This is a genomic window from Halomonas alimentaria (assembly GCF_009902005.1).
GTDB classification, from domain to species: domain Bacteria; phylum Pseudomonadota; class Gammaproteobacteria; order Pseudomonadales; family Halomonadaceae; genus Halomonas; species Halomonas alimentaria.
This window is the reverse complement of record NZ_WUTT01000001.1, coordinates 273,324-294,498: the sequence shown is the minus strand read 5'-3', so window position 1 is coordinate 294,498 and position 21,175 is coordinate 273,324. Positions and strand designations below refer to the sequence as shown.

General features: G+C 66.8%; 14 protein-coding genes. 2 read left to right on the top strand and 12 right to left on the bottom strand.

Features of this window, described 5'->3' with window-relative positions:
- Positions 1–60: 60 nt before the first annotated feature.
- Positions 61–2,640 (top strand): DNA mismatch repair protein MutS, encoded by a 2,580-nt coding sequence (gene mutS, locus GRB96_RS01365; RefSeq protein ID WP_161430104.1) that lies wholly within the window; start codon positions 61–63, stop codon positions 2,638–2,640.
- A gap of 350 nt (positions 2,641–2,990) precedes the next feature.
- The gene (gene fdxA / locus GRB96_RS01360; RefSeq protein WP_023007499.1) at positions 2,991–3,314 is read left to right on the top strand and encodes a ferredoxin FdxA; all 324 of its coding nucleotides are present in this window, start codon (positions 2,991–2,993) and stop codon (positions 3,312–3,314) included.
- Between the two features lie 496 nt (positions 3,315–3,810).
- Here fdxA and eno read toward each other — a convergent pair whose 3' ends face one another.
- The 12 genes from eno to GRB96_RS01300 form a co-directional block, all read right to left on the bottom strand.
- Positions 3,811–5,103 (bottom strand): phosphopyruvate hydratase, encoded by a 1,293-nt coding sequence (gene eno, locus GRB96_RS01355; protein WP_161430103.1) that lies wholly within the window; start codon positions 5,101–5,103, stop codon positions 3,811–3,813.
- Between the two features lie 34 nt (positions 5,104–5,137).
- Positions 5,138–5,989, bottom strand: a complete 852-nt coding sequence (gene kdsA, locus GRB96_RS01350) for a 3-deoxy-8-phosphooctulonate synthase (RefSeq protein WP_161430102.1) — start codon at positions 5,987–5,989, stop codon at positions 5,138–5,140.
- Positions 5,990–5,994: 5 nt separating this feature from the next.
- Positions 5,995–7,650, bottom strand: coding sequence for a CTP synthase (locus tag GRB96_RS01345; RefSeq protein ID WP_161430101.1), 1,656 nt, complete (start codon positions 7,648–7,650; stop codon positions 5,995–5,997).
- Positions 7,651–7,935: 285 nt separating this feature from the next.
- Positions 7,936–9,354 (bottom strand): FAD-dependent oxidoreductase, encoded by a 1,419-nt coding sequence (locus GRB96_RS01340; protein WP_161430100.1) that lies wholly within the window; start codon positions 9,352–9,354, stop codon positions 7,936–7,938.
- A gap of 106 nt (positions 9,355–9,460) precedes the next feature.
- Positions 9,461–13,912, bottom strand: a complete 4,452-nt coding sequence (gltB, locus tag GRB96_RS01335; RefSeq protein WP_161430099.1) for a glutamate synthase large subunit — start codon at positions 13,910–13,912, stop codon at positions 9,461–9,463.
- A gap of 461 nt (positions 13,913–14,373) precedes the next feature.
- A complete protein-coding gene (gene aroB / locus GRB96_RS01330; protein WP_161430098.1) occupies positions 14,374–15,480 on the bottom strand; it encodes a 3-dehydroquinate synthase in 1,107 nt (368 codons plus the stop codon).
- A 3-nt stretch (positions 15,481–15,483) separates the two neighbouring features.
- A complete protein-coding gene (gene aroK / locus GRB96_RS01325; protein WP_161430097.1) occupies positions 15,484–16,026 on the bottom strand; it encodes a shikimate kinase AroK in 543 nt (180 codons plus the stop codon).
- Positions 16,026–18,170, bottom strand: coding sequence for a type IV pilus secretin PilQ (locus tag GRB96_RS01320; protein ID WP_161430096.1), 2,145 nt, complete (start codon positions 18,168–18,170; stop codon positions 16,026–16,028). Before GRB96_RS01320 ends, aroK begins: the two co-directional genes overlap by 1 nt.
- 132 nt (positions 18,171–18,302) lie before the next feature.
- Positions 18,303–18,839 (bottom strand): pilus assembly protein PilP, encoded by a 537-nt coding sequence (locus tag GRB96_RS01315; protein WP_240894110.1) that lies wholly within the window; start codon positions 18,837–18,839, stop codon positions 18,303–18,305.
- Entirely contained in the window at positions 18,836–19,459 is a 624-nt protein-coding gene (locus GRB96_RS01310) for a type IV pilus inner membrane component PilO (RefSeq protein WP_161430095.1), read from the bottom strand. The genes GRB96_RS01315 and GRB96_RS01310 overlap by 4 nt, the downstream gene beginning before the upstream one ends.
- Complete coding sequence (locus GRB96_RS01305) at positions 19,456–20,043, bottom strand: PilN domain-containing protein (RefSeq protein ID WP_161430094.1); 588 nt, start codon at positions 20,041–20,043, stop codon at positions 19,456–19,458. Before GRB96_RS01305 ends, GRB96_RS01310 begins: the two co-directional genes overlap by 4 nt.
- Entirely contained in the window at positions 20,040–21,101 is a 1,062-nt protein-coding gene (locus GRB96_RS01300) for a pilus assembly protein PilM (protein WP_161430093.1), read from the bottom strand. The genes GRB96_RS01305 and GRB96_RS01300 overlap by 4 nt, the downstream gene beginning before the upstream one ends.
- Positions 21,102–21,175: the final 74 nt, after the last annotated feature.

Below are 21,175 nucleotides of genomic sequence, written 5' to 3'. Positions count from 1 at the left end.
CAGCCGATTCGCGTGCGCCTCCGACGACCGCTCAACGAGACCAGGAGCCCAGAGATCGCCATGTCCCAGGCCAGCGCCCAGCATACGCCGATGATGGCCCAGTACCTGAAGATCAAGCGCGAGCACCCGGAGGTGCTGCTCTTCTATCGCATGGGCGACTTCTACGAGCTGTTCTTCGATGACGCCAGGCGCGCCGCGGCGCTGCTCGACATCACCCTGACCCAGCGCGGCCAGTCCGCCGGGCAGCCGATCCCCATGGCTGGGGTGCCCTACCATAGCGCCGAGGGGTACCTGGCGCGTCTGGTGGCCGCCGGCGAATCGGTGGCGATCTGCGAACAGATCGGCGACCCCGCCACCAGCAAGGGCCCGGTGGAGCGCCGCGTGGTGCGCATCGTCACCCCCGGCACCCTGTATGACGAAGCCCTGCTGGATGCCCGCCGCGACAACCTGCTGGTGGCCGTGCATGCCGCCGGCGAGCGCATCGGCCTGGCCTGGCTGGAGCTCTCCAGCGGACGCTTCAGCGTGCTGGAGGTGGAGGGCGAAGGCGAGATGCTCGCCGAGCTCCAGCGCCTCGACCCGGCCGAACTGCTGGTGGCCGAGAATCTCTCCCTGCCGCCGGCCCTGGAGGGGCGCCGCGGCCTGCGCCGCCAGAGCGACTGGCTGTTCGACCCGGAGAGCGCCACCCGCCTGCTCTGCGATCAGTTCCAGGTGCAGGACCTGCGCGGCTTCGGCTGCGCCCACCTGGAGGCCGCCATCACCGCCGCCGGGGTCCTCGTCGAGTATGCCCGGGACACCCAGCGCTCGCGCCTGCCCCACGTCACCGCCATCGGCGTGGAGAGCCGCGACGACGCGGTGGTCATCGACGCTGCCAGCCGTCGCAATCTGGAGATCGACGTCAACCTCGGTGGCAGCGGCGACAACACCCTGGCCAGCGTGCTCGACACCACCGCCACCGCCATGGGTTCGCGGCTGCTCAAGCGCTGGCTCAACCGCCCGCTGCGTGACCGCGAGCGCATCCAGGCACGCCAGAGCGCCGTGACACTGCTGCTGGAGGCGGACGGCTTCGAGGTGATGCGCGACGACCTCAAGGCGATCGGCGACGTGGAGCGCATCCTGGCCCGGGTGGCCCTCTACAGTGCCCGTCCACGGGACCTGGCCCGGCTGCGCGACGCCTTCAACGCCCTGCCCGACCTCGAGGCCCGGCTCGCCGACTACCCCGAGGGCTCCACCCTGGACGAGCTGAAGCGTCATGTCCGCCCCTATCCCGAGCTCGCCGACACCCTGAACCGCGCCCTGGTGGAGAACCCGCCGGTGGTGATCCGCGACGGCGGAGTGCTTGCCGAGGGCTACGATGCCGAGCTCGACGAACACCGTGGGCTGGCCGAGCACGCCGGCGACTACCTGGTCAGGCTGGAGACTCGCGAGCGGGAACGCACCGGCCTGCCCGGCCTCAAGGTCGGCTACAACCGGGTCCACGGCTACTATATCGAGATCCCCCGAGCCCAGGCCAAGGAGGCCCCGGCGGACTATATCCGCCGCCAGACACTGAAGAACGCCGAGCGCTTCATCATCCCCGAGCTCAAGGAGTTCGAGGACAAGGCGCTGTCGGCGAAGTCCCGGGCACTCGCCCGGGAGAAGCTGCTCTATGAGGGACTGCTCGACACTCTCAACGCCGAGCTCGACGCCCTCCAGGCCAGTGCTCGGGCACTGGCGGCGCTGGACGTGCTGTGCGCCTTCGCCGAGCGCGCCCGCGCCCTGGAGTTCGTGCGCCCGCACCTGGCCGATACCCCGGGCATCGCCATCCGCGGCGGTCGCCACCCGGTGGTGGAGCGAGTCTCCGACGCTCCCTTCGTGCCCAACGACCTGATGATGGGCGACGACCGCCGCATGCTGGTGATCACCGGCCCCAACATGGGCGGCAAGTCCACCTACATGCGCCAGGCCGCGCTGATCGTGCTGCTCGCCCACACCGGCAACTTCGTGCCGGCAGACGAAGCGGAGATCGGCCCGGTGGACCGTATCTTTACCCGCATCGGCTCCTCGGACGACCTGGCCGGCGGACGCTCCACCTTCATGGTGGAGATGACCGAGACCGCCAGCATCCTGCACAACGCCACCGACGAAAGCCTGGTGCTGATGGACGAGATCGGCCGCGGCACCAGCACCTTCGATGGCCTGTCGCTGGCCTGGGCCAGCGCCGAGCACCTGACCCGCACCCGCGCCTTTACCCTGTTCGCCACCCACTACTTCGAGATGACGGCCCTGCCCGAGCAGGCCGAGGGGGTGGCCAACGTTCACCTCACCGCGGCGGAACACAGGGACGGCATCGTCTTCATGCACCGGGTGGAGGAAGGTCCAGCCAGCCAGAGCTACGGCCTGCAGGTGGCGCAGCTCGCCGGCGTGCCCCAGGGAGTGATCGCCCGAGCCCGGGAGAAGCTCGCCCAGCTGGAGCAGCAGGAGGTCGACCAGGGCAGCCGCCCGTCGCGCAGCGATGGTGGTGCAGTGGCGGCACCACTGCAGAACGATCTCTTCGCCAGCGCGCCGCACCCGCTGGTGGAGGAGCTTGCCGGCCTCGGCCTCGACGACCTGACCCCGCGCCAGGCGCTGGAGCTGCTCTATCGTTGGCGGGAAACTCTGTAAGAGGTAAGCAGGGCTAACGCATTTAGCCATGCTGCGCTAGCGAAAGGCGCCGGGGACAGGTCGAAGAGGGGGTCCTATGCCAGGGATGGCATCGGTAGCGCCCAGGGAGGGGTTCACAGCGCCCCATCGACGGTCCGGCGCCCCGGGGCCTGTCGCCGGGAAAGCCTTGAGCGGTACATCCATATGCAATAGCTGGCCCCTCGCTTGCGGCGGCCTGGCGGCGGCGACTAGAATGGACGGATACCCTAGCTTCTTAGAATAAGAGAGCTGGTTTTTATTACCTTTTACTATTCACATCGGTCGGGACCTGCCACGGCAGCGAACCGGGCCATGAGGGAGGGAAGAGCGGCATGACATTCGTCGTCACCGAGAACTGCATCAAGTGCAAGTACACCGACTGTGTCGAGGTGTGTCCGGTGGACTGCTTCTACGAGGGGCCCAACTTCCTGGTGATCCACCCCGACGAGTGCATCGACTGCGCCCTGTGCGAGCCGGAGTGTCCCGCCGAGGCGATCTTCTCGGAGGATGAGCTGCCTGACGGCCAGGAGCCGTTCATCGAGATCAACGCCGAACTGGCCGAGGTATGGCCAAATATCAGCGAGAAGAAGGACCCACTGCCCGACGCCGAGGAGTGGGATGGCAAGCCGGGCAAGCTCGAGCAGCTGGAACGCTGAGCCCACTTCACAGCCGCCACGGACTCACAAACGATAGCGCCGACCGTCTCACGACGGTCGGCGCTGTCGCTTCTGCCCTACCACTGGGCAGAAGAAAGGAGAACACCCTGCAGGAAAAAAGGCGGCCCAGGGGCCGCCCGCTCCAAGCGATTCCATGGGCGGCTCCTTCCACCCTGACTCCCGTGATGACCTCCCTGCCCGGAAGCGGCCTCCTGCCGCACCTGGCGCATCACTCAGCATCCCGTTGCATCCTGCCGGAGGCACTGTTCCATGCCCCCTCGTCCCGCTTCGCATTCTGGCAGAGACTGGCGCAGGAACAAGCACCCTGCGAGCCAGCGCCAGTGTCGACAGACGCCACCTTACGGGCACCGCTCATACGGTAATAATTCTTTTATTTCAAACAGATAAAAATAAAGTCGGCACCATATGGTACCGACCTCTTCGCCGTCATGTCTGACATCACCTACACGAGATGTAGGCGATTTCCTACACGAGGTTACTGCCCCTTGATGGCCGACAAGCCCGGGTAGGCCACGTCGCCCCCCAGCTCGTCCTCGATGACCAGCAGGCGATTGTACTTGGCCACGCGATCGGAGCGGCACAGCGAGCCGGTCTTGATCTGCCCGGCGCAGGTGCCCACGGCCAGGTCGGCGATGGTGGTGTCCTCGGTCTCGCCGCTGCGGTGGGAGATCACCGCGGTGAAACCGGCATCCTGGGCCATGCGGATGGCGTCCAGGGTCTCGGAGAGCGAGCCGATCTGGTTGAACTTGATCAGGATGGAGTTGCCGATCTGCTCGTCGATGCCGCGCTTGAGGATCCTGGTGTTGGTCACGAAGAGGTCGTCGCCCACCAGCTGTACCTTGTCACCCAGCTTGTCGGTCAGCGCCTTCCAGCCCTCCCAGTCCGACTCGTCCATGCCGTCCTCGATGGAGACAATGGGGTACTGGTCACACAGGCCAGCCAGGTAGTCGGCAAAACCCGCGGCGTCATACTGCTTGCCCTCGCCGGCGAGGTCGTACTGGCCATCCTTGAAGAACTCCGAGGAGGCGCAGTCCAGAGCCAGGGTCACGTCGCTGCCCAGCGCGTAGCCGGCGTCTTCCACCGCCTGCTGGATCACCGCCAGCGCCTCGGCGTTGGAGGCCAGGTTCGGCGCGAAACCGCCCTCGTCCCCCACCGAAGTGGAGAGCCCCTTGGCGGAGAGCACCTTCTTCAGGGCGTGGAAGATCTCGGCGCCCATGCGCAGGCCTTCGCGGAAGTTGGGCGCGCCCACCGGCTGCACCATGAATTCCTGGATGTCGACGTTGTTGTCGGCGTGCTCACCGCCGTTGAGGATATTCATCATCGGCACCGGCATGCTGTACTGCCCCGGCTGGCCATAGAGCTCGGCGATATGGGCGTAGAGCGGCACGCCCTTGGCGTTGGCCGCGGCCTTGGCGGCGGCCAGCGACACGGCCAGGATGGCGTTGGCGCCAAGCTTGGCCTTGTTGTCGGTGCCGTCGAGGGCCAGCATGGCATCGTCGAGGCCGCGCTGATCCCGGGCATCCATGCCGACGAGCGCCTCGCGGATGGCACCATTGACGGCCGCCACCGCCTTCAGCACGCCCTTGCCCAGGTAGCGAGCCTTGTCACCGTCGCGCAGCTCGAGCGCCTCGCGGGAGCCGGTGGAGGCACCGCTGGGGGCACAGGCCACGCCCACGGCACCGCTCTCCAGGCGCACTTCGGCCTGGACGGTGGGATTGCCGCGGGAATCGAGTACCTCGAGGGCACGGATATCGACGATCTTGGTCATGCGAGTCTTCCTCTGTGGTGTCAGCGTTGGGATGTTATTGGATCTCGAGCGGCGCGAAGCCCTTCACCAGGTCATCGAGGGCCTTGAGCTGTGCCAGGAAGGGCTCGAGTCGATCCAGCGGCAAGGCGCAGGGCCCATCGCACTTGGCGTTGTCGGGGTCGGGGTGGGCCTCCAGGAACAGCCCAGCCAGCCCCACGGCAACACCCGCCCGGGCCAGTTCCGCCACCTGGGCGCGGCGACCATCGGCGCTGTCGGCGCGCCCGCCGGGACGCTGCAGCGAGTGGGTCACATCGAAGAAAACCGGCAAGCCGGTCGCCTTCATCTCGCCGAAGCCGAGCATGTCGACCACCAGGTTGTTGTAACCGAAGCTGGAACCCCGCTCGCAGAGGATCACCCGGTCGTTGCCGGCCTCCTCGCACTTGCGCACGATATGACGCATCTCGTGGGGCGCCAGGAACTGCGGCTTCTTGATGTTGATTACCGCGCCGGTCCTCGCCATGGCCACGACGAGGTCGGTCTGGCGCGCCAGGAAGGCCGGCAGCTGGATCACATCGGCTACCTCGGCCACCGGTTCAGCCTGCCAGGGCTCATGGACATCGGTGATGATCGGCACGCCGAAGCGCTCTTTCACCTCGGCCAGGATCTCGAGCCCCTTCTCCATACCGGGGCCGCGGAAGGAGTGGATGGAGCTGCGGTTGGCCTTGTCGAAGCTGGCCTTGAACACGTAGGGCATGCCGAGCCTGCCGGTGACCTCGACATAGGCCTCGGCCACTTCCAGGGCCAGTTCGCGGGACTCCAGCACGTTCATGCCGCCGAACAGCATCAGCGGCAACGAATTGCCGGCCTTCAGGCCGGCAATCTCGATGGTTCTCTCGGGCATGCTCATCCGCTTCACTCCTGGTGAGAGGACTGGGCGCGGGTGCGCGCCGCCTTGTGCTCCAGCGCCGCGTTGACGAAGCCGGTGAACAGCGGATGGCCATCGCGGGGCGTGGAGGTGAACTCCGGGTGGAACTGGCAGGCGACGTACCAGGGGTGGTCGGGCAGTTCCACGACTTCCACCAGGGAGTTGTCGACGCTCTTGCCGGAGACCACCAGGCCCGCCTGCTCGAGCTGTTCGACGAACTGCTCGTTGACCTCGAAGCGGTGGCGGTGGCGCTCGACGATCTCGTCGGACCCATAGGCCTCGCGGGCCTTGCTGCCGGCCTTGAGCTGGCACACCTGGCCGCCCAGACGCATGGTGCCGCCAAGATCCGAGGCCGCGTCGCGCAGCTCGATCTTGCCCTCGGGGCTCAGCCACTCGGTGATCAGGCCCACCACGGGGTGCTGGGTGTCATGGGTGAACTCGGTGGAGTTGGCGTCCGCCCAACCAGCCACGTGGCGGGCGAATTCGATCACCGCCACCTGCATGCCGAGGCAGATGCCCAGGTAGGGAATGCCATTCTCGCGGGCGAAGCGTGCGGTGGCGATCTTGCCCTCCACGCCGCGCTCACCGAAGCCGCCGGGCACCAGGATGGCATCCTTGCCGGCCAGGCGCTCGGTACCGTGACGCTCGATATCCTCGGAGTCGATGTAGTCGACATTGACCTTCACCCGGGTCTGGATGCCGGCGTGGATCAACGCCTCGTTGAGGGACTTGTAGGCGTCGAGCAACTCCATGTACTTGCCGACCATGGCGATATTGATCGACTTGAGCGGGTTGAGCTTGGCATCCAGGACGTGCACCCACTCGCCGAGGTCGGCCTCGTCGGCCGTCAGGCGCAGCTTGTCGCAGACGATCTCGTCCAGGCCCTGCTCGTGGAGCATCAGCGGGATGCGATAGATGGTGTCGGCGTCCTGCAGCGGGATGACCGCACGCTCTTCCACGTTGGTGAAGAGGGCAATCTTGCGCCGCTCGCTCTCCTCCAGCTCCACCTCGCTGCGGCAGATCAGGATATCCGGCTGGATGCCGATGGAGCGCAGCTCCTTGACGCTGTGCTGGGTCGGCTTGGTCTTGGTCTCGCCGGCGGTCTTGATATAGGGCACCAGGGTCAGGTGCATGAAGATCGCCCGGCTCGCCCCCAGCTCGCTGCGGATCTGACGGATCGACTCCAGGAAGGGCAGCGATTCGATGTCGCCCACGGTGCCGCCGATTTCCACCAGCGCCACGTCGAAGCCTTCGCCACCCTCGTACACCCGACGCTTGATCTCGTCGGTGATATGCGGGATCACCTGCACGGTACCGCCCAGGTAGTCGCCGCGGCGCTCCTTGCGCAGCACGTGCTCGTAGACGCGCCCGGTGGTGAAGTTGTTGCCCTGGGTCATCTTGGTGCGGATGAAGCGCTCATAGTGGCCCAGGTCGAGATCGGTCTCGGCGCCATCCTCGGTGACGAACACCTCGCCATGCTGGAAGGGGCTCATGGTGCCCGGATCCACGTTGATGTACGGGTCGAGCTTGAGCATGGTGACCTTGAGGCCGCGCGCCTCGAGAATAGCCGCCAGCGAGGCCGACGCGATGCCCTTGCCGAGAGAGGACACAACGCCGCCGGTCACGAAGATGTATCGTGTCATGAGGAACCTGTCGAAGCGTGATCGGTAGGCCCGGCAGGAAGCCGCGCCCGGATGGGACGACAGAATAGCAGAGGGCGACCTTTGTCTCAATTTCGGGCTATGGCACCGGGTGCCCGACATGTCAGCAGAGCCCACTCGGGGCTGATCTGGCGGCAAGCCTGCGAGGAGGCGCTGTGAATACTTCCCTGTACGCTACCTCGGCCATCCCTGGTCCTCGGACCTCCTCTTCGGCTTGCCCCCAGCGCCCCTCGTTCCTTGCCACTTCACACCAGCTTCAAGCCAGCCTTACACCCCCAGGTAGTCCAGGATGCCCTCGGCGGCCTGGCGCCCCTCGTAGATGGCGGTGACAACCAGGTCGGAGCCGCGCACCATGTCGCCGCCGGCGAAGATCTTCTCGTGGCTGGTCTGGAAGGCGAACTCGCTCTGCTCCGCGGCCTTGACCCGGTCGCGCTCGTCGACCTCGACCCCCGCCGTCGCAAACCACTCGGGCGGGTCGGGCTGGAAGCCGAAGGCGATGACCACGGCATCGGCGGGAATCACCTCCTCGGAGCCCGGCACCACCTCGGGGCGACGGCGACCGTTCTCGTCGGGCTCGCCCATGCGGGTGCGCACCACCTTGACCCCCTCGACCTTGCCCTCACCGACAACCGCCACCGGCTGGCGATTGAAGAGGAACTCCACGCCCTCCTCGCGGGCGTTGGCCACCTCCTTGCGCGAGCCGGGCATGTTCTCCTCGTCGCGGCGGTAGGCGCAGGTGACGCTGGTGGCGCCCTGGCGGATCGAGGTCCGGTTGCAGTCCATGGCGGTGTCGCCGCCGCCCAGCACCACCACCCGCTGGCCCTCGAAGGAGATGTACTCGCCCGGGTCCTTCTCGAAGCCCAGGCAGTGGTTGACGTTGGCGATCAGGAAGTCGAGGGCCTTGTAGACGCCAGGCAGGCTCTCGCCGGGGAAGCCCCCCTCCATGTACTTGTAGGTGCCCATGCCCAGAAACACTGCGTCGTACTCCTCGAGCAGGGTGTCGAAGGTGATGTCGCGGCCGATCTCGACGCCGAGGCGGAACTCCACCCCCATCTCCTCGAACACCGCGCGGCGGCGCTCCATGACGTTCTTCTCGAGCTTGAACTCGGGGATGCCGAAGGTGAGCAGGCCGCCGATCTCGGGGTTGCGGTCGAACACCACCGGCTTCACGCCATTGCGCACCAGGATGTCGGCACAGCCCAGCCCCGCCGGGCCGGCGCCGACCACCGCCACCCGCCTGTCGGTCCAGCTCACCTGGGACATGTCCGGGCGCCAGCCCATGGCGAAGGCGGTATCGGTGATGTACTTCTCCACCGAGCCGATGGTGACGGCGCCGAAGCCGTCGTTGAGGGTGCAGGCGCCCTCGCAGAGGCGGTCCTGGGGACACACCCGGCCGCACACCTCGGGCAGCGAGTTGGTCTTGTGACACAGCTCCACCGCCTCGAGGATGTTGCCCTCGCTGACCAGCTGCAGCCAGTTGGGGATGTAGTTGTGAACCGGGCACTTCCACTCGCAGTAGGGGTTGCCGCAGTGCAGGCAGCGGTGCGACTGGCTGGCCGCCTCCTGGGGCTTGAAGGGCTCGTAGATCTCGGCGAACTCCCGCGAGCGGGTGCGGGCGTCGCGTTTCTCGGGGTCCTGGCGACCCACGTCGATGAACTGGAAGTCGTTGCTCAGACGGTTTGCCATGTTCTTTCTCCTGGAAGTCCTGTCGGCCTGGCCCCGGGATGCCGGGGCGGGCGCCTGCCTGTTGGCTGATCCGGTGGCGGCTCTTGTTCCGGCTGTCGCCGCCTCTCTACTCCGGCTGTCGCCGGGATTGGGCCAGCAGGCTGTTCAGGCTCGCCGCCTTGGGCTTCACCAGCCAGAAGTGGCGGGTGAAGTCGCTGAAGTCCTCGAGGATGGCGTGGCCGCGGGCCGAGTCGGTCTCGGCAACGAACTCCTCGATGATCTCGCGCAGGTGGCGGCGATGGGCTTCCATGGCCTCGGTATTCACACGGTGGATCTCCACCAGCTCGTGGTTGTACTTGTCGACGAAGGAGCGATCCTCGTCGAGCACGTAGGCGAAGCCGCCGGTCATGCCCGCACCGAAGTTGACCCCGGTCTCGCCGAGCACGGCCACCAGGCCGCCGGTCATGTACTCGCAGCAGTGGTCGCCGGCACCCTCGATCACCGCGTGGGCGCCGGAGTTGCGCACCCCGAAGCGCTCGCCGGCGGTGCCCGCGGCAAAGAGCTTGCCGCCGGTGGCGCCATACAGGCAGGTGTTGCCGACGATGGCCGTGCGGTGGCTCTCGAAGCGGCTACCCCTGGGCGGCGTAATCACTACCTTGCCGCCGTTCATGCCCTTGCCGACGTAGTCGTTGGCGTCGCCCTCCAGGTAGAGGTGCAGGCCGCGGGCGTTCCACACCCCGAAGCTCTGTCCAGCCACGCCGGTGAAGCGGGCGGTGACCGGGGCATCCTCGAGGCCCGCCTCGCCGTAGCGCTTGGCGATGGCGCCGGAGGTCAGCGCGCCCACGGAGCGGTCGCAGTTGGTGATGGTGAAGGCGAACTCGCCGCCGCTCTTCTGCTCGATGGCCTCCTTGAGCGCCTCCAGCACCTCCTGGTTCTTGGCGCCCGGGTCATGGGGCACGTTGCGGCTCACCTGGCAGAACTGCGGGGCGTCCGCCGGCACGTGGTCGTTGCCGAGCAGCGGAGTGAGGTCCAGCTTGCGCTGGGAGGCGGTCACCCCCTCGATCGCCTCGAGCAGGTCGGTGCGGCCGATCAGGTCGGTCAGCTGGCGCACGCCGAGCATCGCCATCAGCTCGCGCACCTCCTCGGCGATGAAGCGGAAGTAGTGCTTGACCATGTCCACGGTGCCGCGGAAGTGCTCGCCACGCAGGTAATCATCCTGGGTGGCCACTCCGGTGGCGCAGTTGTTGAGGTGGCAGATGCGCAGGTACTTGCAGCCCAGCGCCACCATGGGCGCGGTGCCGAAGCCGAAGCTCTCGGCGCCAAGGATCGCCGCCTTGACCACGTCGAGGCCGGTCTTCAGGCCGCCGTCGGTCTGCAGGCGGATCTTGTCGCGCAGGCCGTTGATGCGCAGCGCCTGATGCACCTCGGGCAGGCCCAGCTCCCAGGGAGAGCCGGCGTGCTTGATGGAGGTGATGGGGCTCGCCGCGGTGCCGCCGTCGTAGCCGGAGACGGTGATCAGGTCGGCGTAGGCCTTGGCCACGCCGGTGGCGATGGTGCCGATGCCGGGCTCGGACACCAGCTTCACCGAGACCTGGGCGTCCGGGTTGACCTGCTTGAGGTCGAAGATCAGCTGCGCCAGGTCCTCGATGGAGTAGATGTCGTGATGCGGCGGCGGCGAGATCAGCGTCACGCCGGGCACCGCGTAGCGCAGCCGGGCGATCAGCTCGTTGACCTTGCCGCCGGGCAGCTGGCCGCCCTCGCCGGGCTTGGCGCCCTGGGCCACCTTGATCTGCAGCACCTCGGCGTTGACCAGGTAGGCCGGGGTGACGCCGAAGCGCCCCGAGGCGATCTGCTTGATCTTTGAGGAGCGGATGGTGCCGTAGCGGGCCGGGGCCTCGCCGCCCTCGCCTGAGTTGGATCGCCCACCGGACTCGTTCATGGCCTGGGCCAGCGCCTCATGGGCCTCCGGCGACAGCGCGCCCAGCGACATGCCGGCACTGTCGAAGCGCGGCAGCAGTTCCTCTACCGGCTCCACCTCCTCGAGGGGCAAGGGCTCGGCGGCCGGCTTGAGGCGCAGCAGGTCGCGAAGGGTGGCGGGGTCACGCTCGTTGACCAGCGCCGCGAAGCGCTTCCACTTGGCGTAGCTGCCCTCCTGCACCGCCTCCTGCAGGGACTTGACCACGTCGGGGTTGAAGGCGTGGTACTCGTGGCCGTGCACGTACCTGAACAGGCCGCCCTGGCTGATGCCCTTGCGCGGGATCCAGGCGTCGCGGGCGAGCAGCTCCTGCTGCAGCTGGAGCTCGGCGAAGCCGCTGCCCTGGATGCGCGAGGCCATTCCCGGGAAGCACAGCGCCATCACCTCGTCGTCGAGGCCCACCGCCTCGAAGAGCATGGAGCCGCGGTAGGAGGCCAGTGTCGAGATGCCCATCTTGGAGAGGATCTTGAACAGCCCCTTCTGCAGCCCCTTGCGGTAGTTCTCGCGGGCATCGGCGGGGTTGCCGACCAGCTCGCCGGTGCGGTGCATGTCGGCCATCACCTGATAGGCGAGCCACGGGAAGACCGCGGTGGCGCCGACGCCGAACAGCACCGCCATCTGGTGGGCGTCGCGGGCGTAGCCGGTCTCCACCACGATGTTGCAGCGCGGGCGCAGCGCCAGCCGGCCCAGGTGGTGGTGCACGGCGCCCACCGCCAGGGCCGCGTGGATCGGTAGCTCGCCCTTCTCGAGGTCGGCGTCGGAGAGCACCAGGATCACCTTGCCCGCCTGCACCGCCTGCTCGGCCTCGCGACAGAGCTCGCGCAGGGCCGCCTGCAGGCCGTGCTTTTCGGGGTCGTAGGCCATGCGCAGCCGGTGGCTGGCGTAGGCCGGATCCTCCTGCTCCACCAGGGCGGTGAACTTGCGCGGCGAGAGGATCGGCGTGGTCAGGATGATGCGGTGGGCATGCTCCGGGGTCGCCTTGAAGACGTTACGCTCGGCGCCGATGCAGGTCTCCAGCGACATCACGATCGCCTCGCGCAGCGGGTCGATGGCCGGATTGGTGACCTGGGCGAACTTCTGGCGGAAGTAGTCGCTGAGCACGCGCGGCTTGGCGGAGAGCACTGCCATGGGGGTGTCGTCACCCATGGAGCCCACCGCCTCCTGGCCGCTCTCGCCCAGCGGGCGCAGCAGCAGGTCACGCTCCTCGAAGCTGACCTGGAACATCTTCTGGGCCACCGCCAGGGCGTCGGCGTCCATGTTATGGAAGCTGGCAAGCTCGGTGAGCGCCGACTCGAGGTACTGCGCCTCCTGCTTGAGCCAGCGCTTGTAGGGGTAGGCCGACTTGAGGCGGGCATCGATATCGTCGGTGTGCAGCACCTCGCCGGTCTCGGTATCCACGGCGAGCACCTGACCCGGCCCCACGCGGCCCTTGGCCACCACGTCCTCGGGCCGGTAGCCGTAGGTGCCGATCTCCGAGGCCAGGGTGATGAAGCCGTTCTTGGTGATCACCCAGCGTGCCGGGCGCAGGCCGTTGCGGTCGAGCATGCACAGCGCCTGGCGGCCGTCGGTCATCACCACCCCGGCGGGGCCATCCCAGGGCTCCACGTGCATGGAGTTGTACTCGTAGAAGGCGCGCAGCTCGGCGTCCATCAGCTCGACGTTCTGCCACGCCGGCGGCACCATCATGCGCACCGCACGGTGCAGCTCCATGCCACCCATCAGCAGCACCTCGAGCATGTTGTCCATGCTGGAGGAGTCGGAGCCCACTGTGTTGACGATCTCGTCGAGCTCGGCGATGTCGGGCAGCCGCTCGCAGACGAAGTTCTCCTTGCGCGAGTTGGCCCAGCCGCGGTTGGCCTCGATGGTGTTGATCTCGCCGTTGTGGGCCAGCAGCCGGAATGGCTGGGCCAGCGGCCAGCGCGGCGCGGTGTTGGTGGAGAAGCGCTGGTGGAAGACGCAGATGGCGGTCTCCAGGCGCTCGTCGCCGAGATCGTGGTAGAAGGCCGGCAGGTCCACCGGCATCACCAGGCCCTTGTAGGAGAGCACCTTCTCGGAGAGCGAGCAGACGTAGAACTCCTGCTCGTCGCGCAGCGCCTGCTCGGCGAGGCGACGGGCCATGAAGAGGTCGACCTCGAAGGTCTCGGGGCTGCCGTTCTTGCCCGGCTCCACGAACAGGTGGCGGATGCGCGGCAGGCACTCGAGGGCCATGGGGCCGCACACCGAGGCATCCAGCGGCACCTCGCGCCAGCCACGAATCACCAGGCCACGGGCGCGCAGCTCCCCCTCGAGCACCTCCGCGGCGTGGGCTGCTCGAGCATCGTCATCGGGCAGGAACACCGCCCCCACCGCGTAGCGCTCGCCCAGTTCGACCTTGAGAGCTTCCTGTGCAACCTGGCGCATAAAGGCATCCGGCAGCTGCAGCAGCAGGCCGCAGCCGTCACCGGTCTTGCCGTCGGCGGCGATGCCGCCGCGGTGGGTCATGCAGGTCAGGGATTCGATGGCGGTGCGCAGCAGCTCGTGGCTGGCGCGGCCCTCCATGTGAGCGATCAGGCCGAACCCGCAGTTGTCGCGGAACTCGCCGGGCTGATGAAGACCTCTGTTCATTGGCGCGCCTCGAGAAAGTGGTTTTATTGGCAGGTATCTCGTGATATCTTTAACGGTTTTTTATTTCATCGAGATGGCGCAATCCCCGCGCCGGCCTGCATGGCAAAAGAGCGACCAGCATAGCCAGCGGCCGCGCTGCAGCGCAACGGGATCGCGCCCACCCTTCCGTAAAAACGTCGATAAATCCGACAGTTGCCAACTAACCCCCAGGACAAAAAATCCCGCCAGTCAACGACTTGCAATCACCATAAACGCAGGTTTAACGAATGAGGGAAAGCACTAGACTTTAGTCTGATAATGGCGGATTTCCCCATGCCGATAGCGCATAAGCTATTCCAATCGATCGATTCCTGTCGGCTTTCGGCGCCGCTCACCGCAGCATAGACGAGCAACGCCCGCACCGGGATGGCGCGGGCGTGACATTGATCAGGAAAGAACAGGGTGAGGGGAAGGAGGCTGGCTCAGCCGCGGGGGAACTGCTCCAGCAGCGTCGCCAGGGTCACCTCGGGCGTGGCGTCATCCACGCAGGCATCGCCCAGGGCGGGCAGCAGCACCAGGCGCAGGCGGCTGTCGACGTTCTTCTTGTCGAGGCGCATGCGCGACAGGAAATCGTCGACACCCATCTCGGCCGGGGCCTCCAGCGGCAGGCCCGCGGCCCGCAGGATGGCCCGTACCCGCTCGACGTCATCCGTGGTGAGCCAGCCCAGGCGCGCCGAGAGCTCGGCGGCCATCAGCATGCCGGTGCCCACCGCCTCGCCATGCAGCCAGTTGCCATAGCCCTGATGCGCCTCGATGGCGTGGCCGAAGGTGTGGCCCAGGTTGAGCAGCGCACGCACGCCCTGCTCGGTCTCATCCTCGGCGACGATCTCCGCCTTGAGCGCACAGCTGCGCTGGATGGCATGAGCCAGGGCCGCGGGTGCCAGGTCGCGCAGCGCGGGCAGTGCCTGCTCCAGCCAGGCGAGGAAGTCGGCATCGCGAATCAGGCCGTACTTGATCACCTCGGCCAGACCGGCCGAGAGCTCACGGGGCGGCAGTGTGGCCAGGGTATCGGTGTCGATCAGCACCGCCCGGGGCTGCCAGAAGGCGCCGATCATGTTCTTGCCCAGCGGATGGTTGACCCCGGTCTTGCCGCCCACCGAGGAGTCCACCTGGGCCAGCAGGGTGGTGGGCACCTGGATGAAGGCCACCCCACGCTGGTAGCAGGCCGCGGCGAAGCCCACCATGTCGCCGATCACACCGCCACCCAGGGCCACCAGGGTGCAGCGGCGGTTGAAGCCAGCCTCGAGCAGGGCATCCCAGATGCGCGAGACATGCTCGAGGTTCTTGGTGGCCTCGCCGTCGGGCAGCACCAGCTCACACAGTTCCAGGTCGTCCGGCAGGGCCTTGCGGCAGCGCTCGAGGTAGAGCGTCGCCACCGTCTCGTTGGTGACGATCATCACCTGGCGGCCGGCCAGCCAGGGGGCCAGGCCGCCGGGCTCGCCGAGCAGGCCGGGGCCGATATGGATGGGGTAGCTGCGGTCGCCCAGCGCCACCTCGAGGGTGTGCGGGCCGGTGAGGGTCTGGGTCATGGTTCAGGCCTTGGCTTGCAGGGGGTCGACCAGCCGCGTCACGCGGCGGACGATATCGTTGACCACCGAGCGCGGGCCGCGGCGATCGGTGCGCACCGTGAGGTCGGCGGTGGCACGGTAGAGCGGGTCACGCACGCCGAACATCTCACGCAGTACCGCCTCCTTGTCGGGGCGCTGCAGCAGCGGCCGGTTGCGGTCCTTGGCGGTGCGCTTGAGCTGCTGCTCCACGGTGGTGAAGAGATAGATGACGGTCCCCCTCTCGCGCAGCATGCGGCGATTCTCCGCGCGCAGCACGGCGCCGCCGCCGGTGGCGATCACCACGCCCTCGCGCTGGGTCAGCTCGTCGATCATCTGGGTCTCGCGGTCGCGGAAACCCGCCTCGCCCTCGACGTCGAAGATCCACGGGATATCGGCGCCGCAGCGCGCCTGGATCTCATGATCGGTATCCAGGAAGTCGCGAGAAAGTTCGGCCGCCAGGAGGCGGCCGATGGTGCTCTTGCCGGCCCCCATGGGGCCGATCAATATCAGGTTGGGTAGTGCCAGCATCAGCGAAGGGCCACACCGTCGTCCAGGATTCGTGGGGTAATGAATACCAGCAACTCTACCTTCTCGTCGCTCTGTTGGGTATAGCGGAACAGGTTGCCGAGCACCGGGATATCTCCCAGGAAGGGCGTCTTAACCATGCTACGGATCTCCTCGGACTGAAGAATGCCGCCCAGCACCACGGTCTCACCGTTGTCCACCAGCACCTGGGTCTCGATCTCGTTCTTGTTGATCGGGGGCTCCTCGCCGGGATTGAATTCTCCGAAGGTGTCATTGGTGATCGCCACATCCATGATGATGCGATTGTCCGGGGTGATCTGGGGCGTCACTTCCAGGGAGAGCACTGCCTCCTTGAAGTCCACCGCCGAGGCACCACTGGCCGCCGCCTCGCGATAGGCACGCTCCTGGCCCTGCTTGATCACCGCGGTGCTCTGGTTGGCGGTGATGACCCGGGGCTGGGAGATGGTATAGCTCTTGCCATCACTCTCTAACGCCCTGAGCTCTAAGTCTAATAAAACATCACCTGACAGATAGCCTATACCGAAGGTCGTCACTGGGTTCGCAGCGCCTAGGTCAACAGCGAGGCCACCCGTTGCTTTATTAAGATTTCCAGCATTCCTGTTATCAGATTCGTAAAAAGGAAAACTGTTGTTTAATTGATCGCCATCGAAATTTGTACCGTCATTAAGGGTATAGGATGAATTTGAGCTTACCCCCCAATTCACTCCCAGCTCACGCGAGGCAGTATCGCTGGCGATTACGATACGCGCCTCGATCTGCACCTGGCGCACCGCCACGTCGAGGCGCTCCAGGGTATCCATGATGCTATCGATCTGGTCGGCGGTATCCTGGATCAGCAGGGTATTGGTGCGCGGGTCCACCGCCACCTTGCCGCGCTCGGTCAGCAGGCCGAAGCCTGCCTGGCCGCCGCCACGCAGCAGGGCGGCGATATCATTCGCCTTGGCGTACTTGACCTGAATATATTCGGTCTCCAGCGGTGCCAGGGTCTCGAGCTGCTCGCGGGTCTGCAGCTCGAGCTGTTCCCGCTGGGCCAGCTCGGCGGCGGGGGCAACCACGATGACATTACCGTCCTGCCGGCTGGAGAGGCCGTGGCTCTTGAGCACCAGGTCCAGCGCCTGGTCCCAGGGCACATCCTCGAGGTTCAGGGTCACGCGACCCTGCACGCTGTCGCTGGCCACCAGGTTGAGGCCGGTAAAGTCGGCGATGATCGCCAGCACCGAACGCACCTCGATATCCTGGAAGTTCAGGGTGATGCGCTCGCCGGTATAGGGGAACTGCTCGCGGACACGCTGCTCCTGCTCCTGGCGCGTCACCGGCTGGGCCTCGATGGTCAGCTGGCGGCCGCTCTGGGTGGAGACCATGGCATAGTCGCCGCTGCCCTGGATGTCGAGGGTCACGCCGTTGCGACCCACGCGCGGGGTGATCCGCTGCAGTGGGGTGCCGAAGTCGCTGACATCGTAGACCTGGTCCAGCGAGGTGGGCAGATCGACGTCCATCAGCTCGGCGGTGATGCGGTTGCGGCCACTCTCGTTCACCCGGGCGTCGACGCCGGCGCGATCGAAGGTGACCACCAGTCGACCGGCACCGTCGCTGCCGCGGCGGAAGTCGATATCCTCGACGCTGGGGCCGCTGCTGACCGGCTGGCGCGGCGCCGGCTCTGGCGACGCGGCGGCTGTCGTGGTGGTGGCCGTCGGGGTGGTGGAAGGGCTGGCGGCACGAGCGGCCACGCCGGTATCGGCGGCGCCACCGCCGATGGCCAGGCGCAGGCGGTCGCCCTGCTCGCGAGTGTTGTAGGGCAGCGGCCCCTCGAGGTCGAAGACCAGGCGGGTACGCGAGCCGGCTTCCAGGGCGGTGACCTGCTGCACGCCGCCGATGCCCAGGGAGTAGCTGCGGCGATCGAGGCGGTTGTCGGTCTCCATCAGGTCGATGGTCAGCCGTGCCGGATCATCGATACGGTAGCCGCGCACCTCGGGCACCGGTCCAGCGAAGTCGAGATCGACCTCGAGCTCGCCGCTGGCACCCTGCCGAAAGTCGAGGCCTTCGAGCGTCGAGGCCGCCAGGGCAGTTCCCGACACCGCCAGCATGGCGAGCAATGCCACGGCACGCTTGATGATGAGTGATCGCATGGTTCCCTTCCCCCCGCTTGACGCCGCTCCCCGGGAACGGCGGTAGGCTTGCTGTGCTGTTCGCTTATTAGCTTGTTTGCCTGTTTATTCGGCCGCTGGCCGCTGATCGTTCCTGCTTCTGCCGGCTGTCTATCAGGCGCCACCCTGGCTATTGAGCTCGAGGCGCGTGGTGCGCTCGACCCAGCCGCCGCGCCCGGTCGGCACTACCTCGATCAGCTGCACCGTTGACGAGGTGATGCTGACGATGCGGCCGAAGTCGCTGCCCATATGGTTGCCCACCCGCAGCCGATGGACCTGGCCGTCCGGAGCGCGCACCAGTGCCGAGGGCTGACCGCTCTCGGTGAGGGTACCCACCAGCCGCAGCTCACTGAGCTTGTAGGCCTCCAGCGTCTCCCGCGGGCGGGTCAGGTCGGGCGCCAGCTCCACGGAACCCTGAGCCTGCTGCTCCGCCTCGGGCAGCCGCGGCACGAAGGGGCTGCGCAGGTCGGCCTCATCGTAGGGCACTGGCTCATAATCGGGTATCTCCGGCAGCTCGACGTTGGGCGTCGGACCGGGGTTGCTGCGGATATCGGCCAGGTCGCGATCGAGGCTGGTCAGCTGTGGGTCGGCACAGCCGGCGATCACCGCCAGGCCGGCCACGACAAGGAGCGATTTCTGCCAGACCATCATGAGCCACCCTCCTCGCGCTGGCGGTAGCTGTAGGTGCGCGCCAGCATGGAGAGGCGCAGGTTCTGACCATCACCGCCTTCCGGCGCCAGGGTCATGTCATGCAGGGTGACGATGCGCGGCAGCCCGGCCACGCCAGCCAGGAAGGCCGCGATGCGGTGATAGTCGCCACGCACCTGGATATCGAAGGGCTGCTCGACGTAGTGCTCCCGCGCCGCGGTGCCGCGCAGACGGATGTAATCGATGGTCAGCTGGTTGTCGAGGGCGGTCTCGGTGATGTCGTCGATCAGCGCCGGAATCTCGGCACCGCTGGGCAGCATCTCGCGCAGCGTGTCCATGCGTGCCTCGAGCACGCCCATCTGCTCGCGCATGGCCTCGAGGTTGGCGGCCTGGGCCGCCTTGCTGCGGTAGTCGCGGATCAGCCGCGGCTCTTCTGCCCTGACCTGATCGAGCTGTTCCTTGGCGGGACCGGCCAGGTACCAGTGCATGGCGAAGAAGGTCACGCCCAGCAGCACCAGGCAGAGCAGCAGCTGCAGTGACCAGGGCCAGATCCCGGCCTCCTTGATATCCAGTTCGCGCCAATCCAGATCACGCAGGCGACGCATCTCGGCATTGAGACTCATGACCCCTCCTCCTCGGTCCCGCCTTGCGGTGCCTCCGCGGGCGCTTCGGGCATGCGCTGACTCATGCTGAGGCTAAAGCTTCTGCGCTCCCCGCCTCCCTCGGCCTCCACCTCGGAGAGCACCGGCTCGGTGAAGGAGGCCGCCGCCGCCAATTGACGCAACTGGTCGGAGACCTGGCCATTATCTTCAGCCCGGCCGGAGAGGCGCAGGCTGTCGCCCTGGCGATTGAGCTGGGTGTAGTGCACCCCCTCCTCGAGGCTGGTGGTGAGGTCGCTCATCACGTGTACCGTCTGGGTGCGCCCGTTCTGCAGCTCGGTAAAGACCCGCACCTGCTCGAGCATCTGCTCGCGGATCTGCTCGAGCTCGCTGATCTCGCGAATGGCGGAGTCAAGCTGGCGGCTCTGAGCCTCGATATGGGCGTTGCGCTGGCGCTGGGCCTCGGCCTCCTGTTCGTAGTACCAGGTCATGCCGTAGCCGCCGCCGAGGCCCAGCAGCGCCGCCAGTCCCAAGGCCACATAGAAACGTTTGCTGCGCCGGACACGCTGCTCCTCACGCCAGGGCAGGAGGTTGATCTCGATGGTCATGGACGCGCCCTCATTGCCAGTCCGCAGGCCGTGAGCATCGCCGGCGCGTCGCCGGAGAGGGTCTGCACGTCGATGCGGTTGTTGACCTTCATGCGCGCCAGGGGGTTGGCGATGGAGACCTCCAGGCCGCTCTCCTGGGCCAGCCGCTCGGCCAGGCCCGGAAGCACGCTGGAGCCACCGGCCAGCACCATGTGACGCACCTCCTGCTTGCGTCCGGCGGTGTAGTAAAGCTGAAGCGAGCGCCCCACCTGCTGGACCAGGGTGTCGAGGAAGGGGTCGAGGACACTGCGCTGGTAGTCATCCGGCAGGCCGCCACGTTTCTTGGCCAGGCCCGCCTCGTCATAGCTCAGGCCGTAGCGATTGCGGATCTCTTCGGTGAGCTGCCGGCCGCCGAACACGGTATCGCGGCTGTAGACTACGCGCCCCTGACGCAGCACATGGAAGGTATTCATGGTGGCACCGATGTCAACCAGCGCCACGCAGTCCTCCTCGCCGCCGAGCGCCGGCAGCTGGTGGCGCACCTCGGTGAAGGCACGCTCCATGGCGAAGGTCTCGACATCCACCGCCGCCGGCGTCAGGCCGGACTGCATCACGGCATCGGTCAGCTGGCTGACGTCCTGCTGCCGACAGGCCACCAGAAGCACGTCCTGCTGGTCGGCATAGCGGGCATTGAGCCCCAGGCGCTGGAAGTCGAAGGCGACCTCACTGAACGGAAAGGGAATGTGCTTGTCTGAATCGAGCTGGATGCGCGATTCGATCTCGTCGTCGCTGAGCGACGCCGGCAGCGTGAGGGTCTTGGTGATCGCCGCGCTGGCGGGCACCGACACCACCGCCTTGCGGGTGTGCGGCTTGGCCTGCTGAACGGCTCGGGTAAGGGCGTCGACAACCTCGCCCATATCCTGGATGCGCCGCTCGACCACCGCGCCTTCGCGCAGCGGCCTGACGGCATAGCTCTCCACCTGATAAGTGGCGCCAGCTCGCCGAAGTTCCACAAGCTTGACCGTGGCCGAAGTGATGTCGACGCCGATCAGTCCCTTGCTGGATGCCATCAATCGCATCTCGGTCCTGCCCCTGCTGTGTCGTGCGGCTTGCCCGCCTTGTCATGGTGCCTGCCTCGCGCATGGCGGCAGGT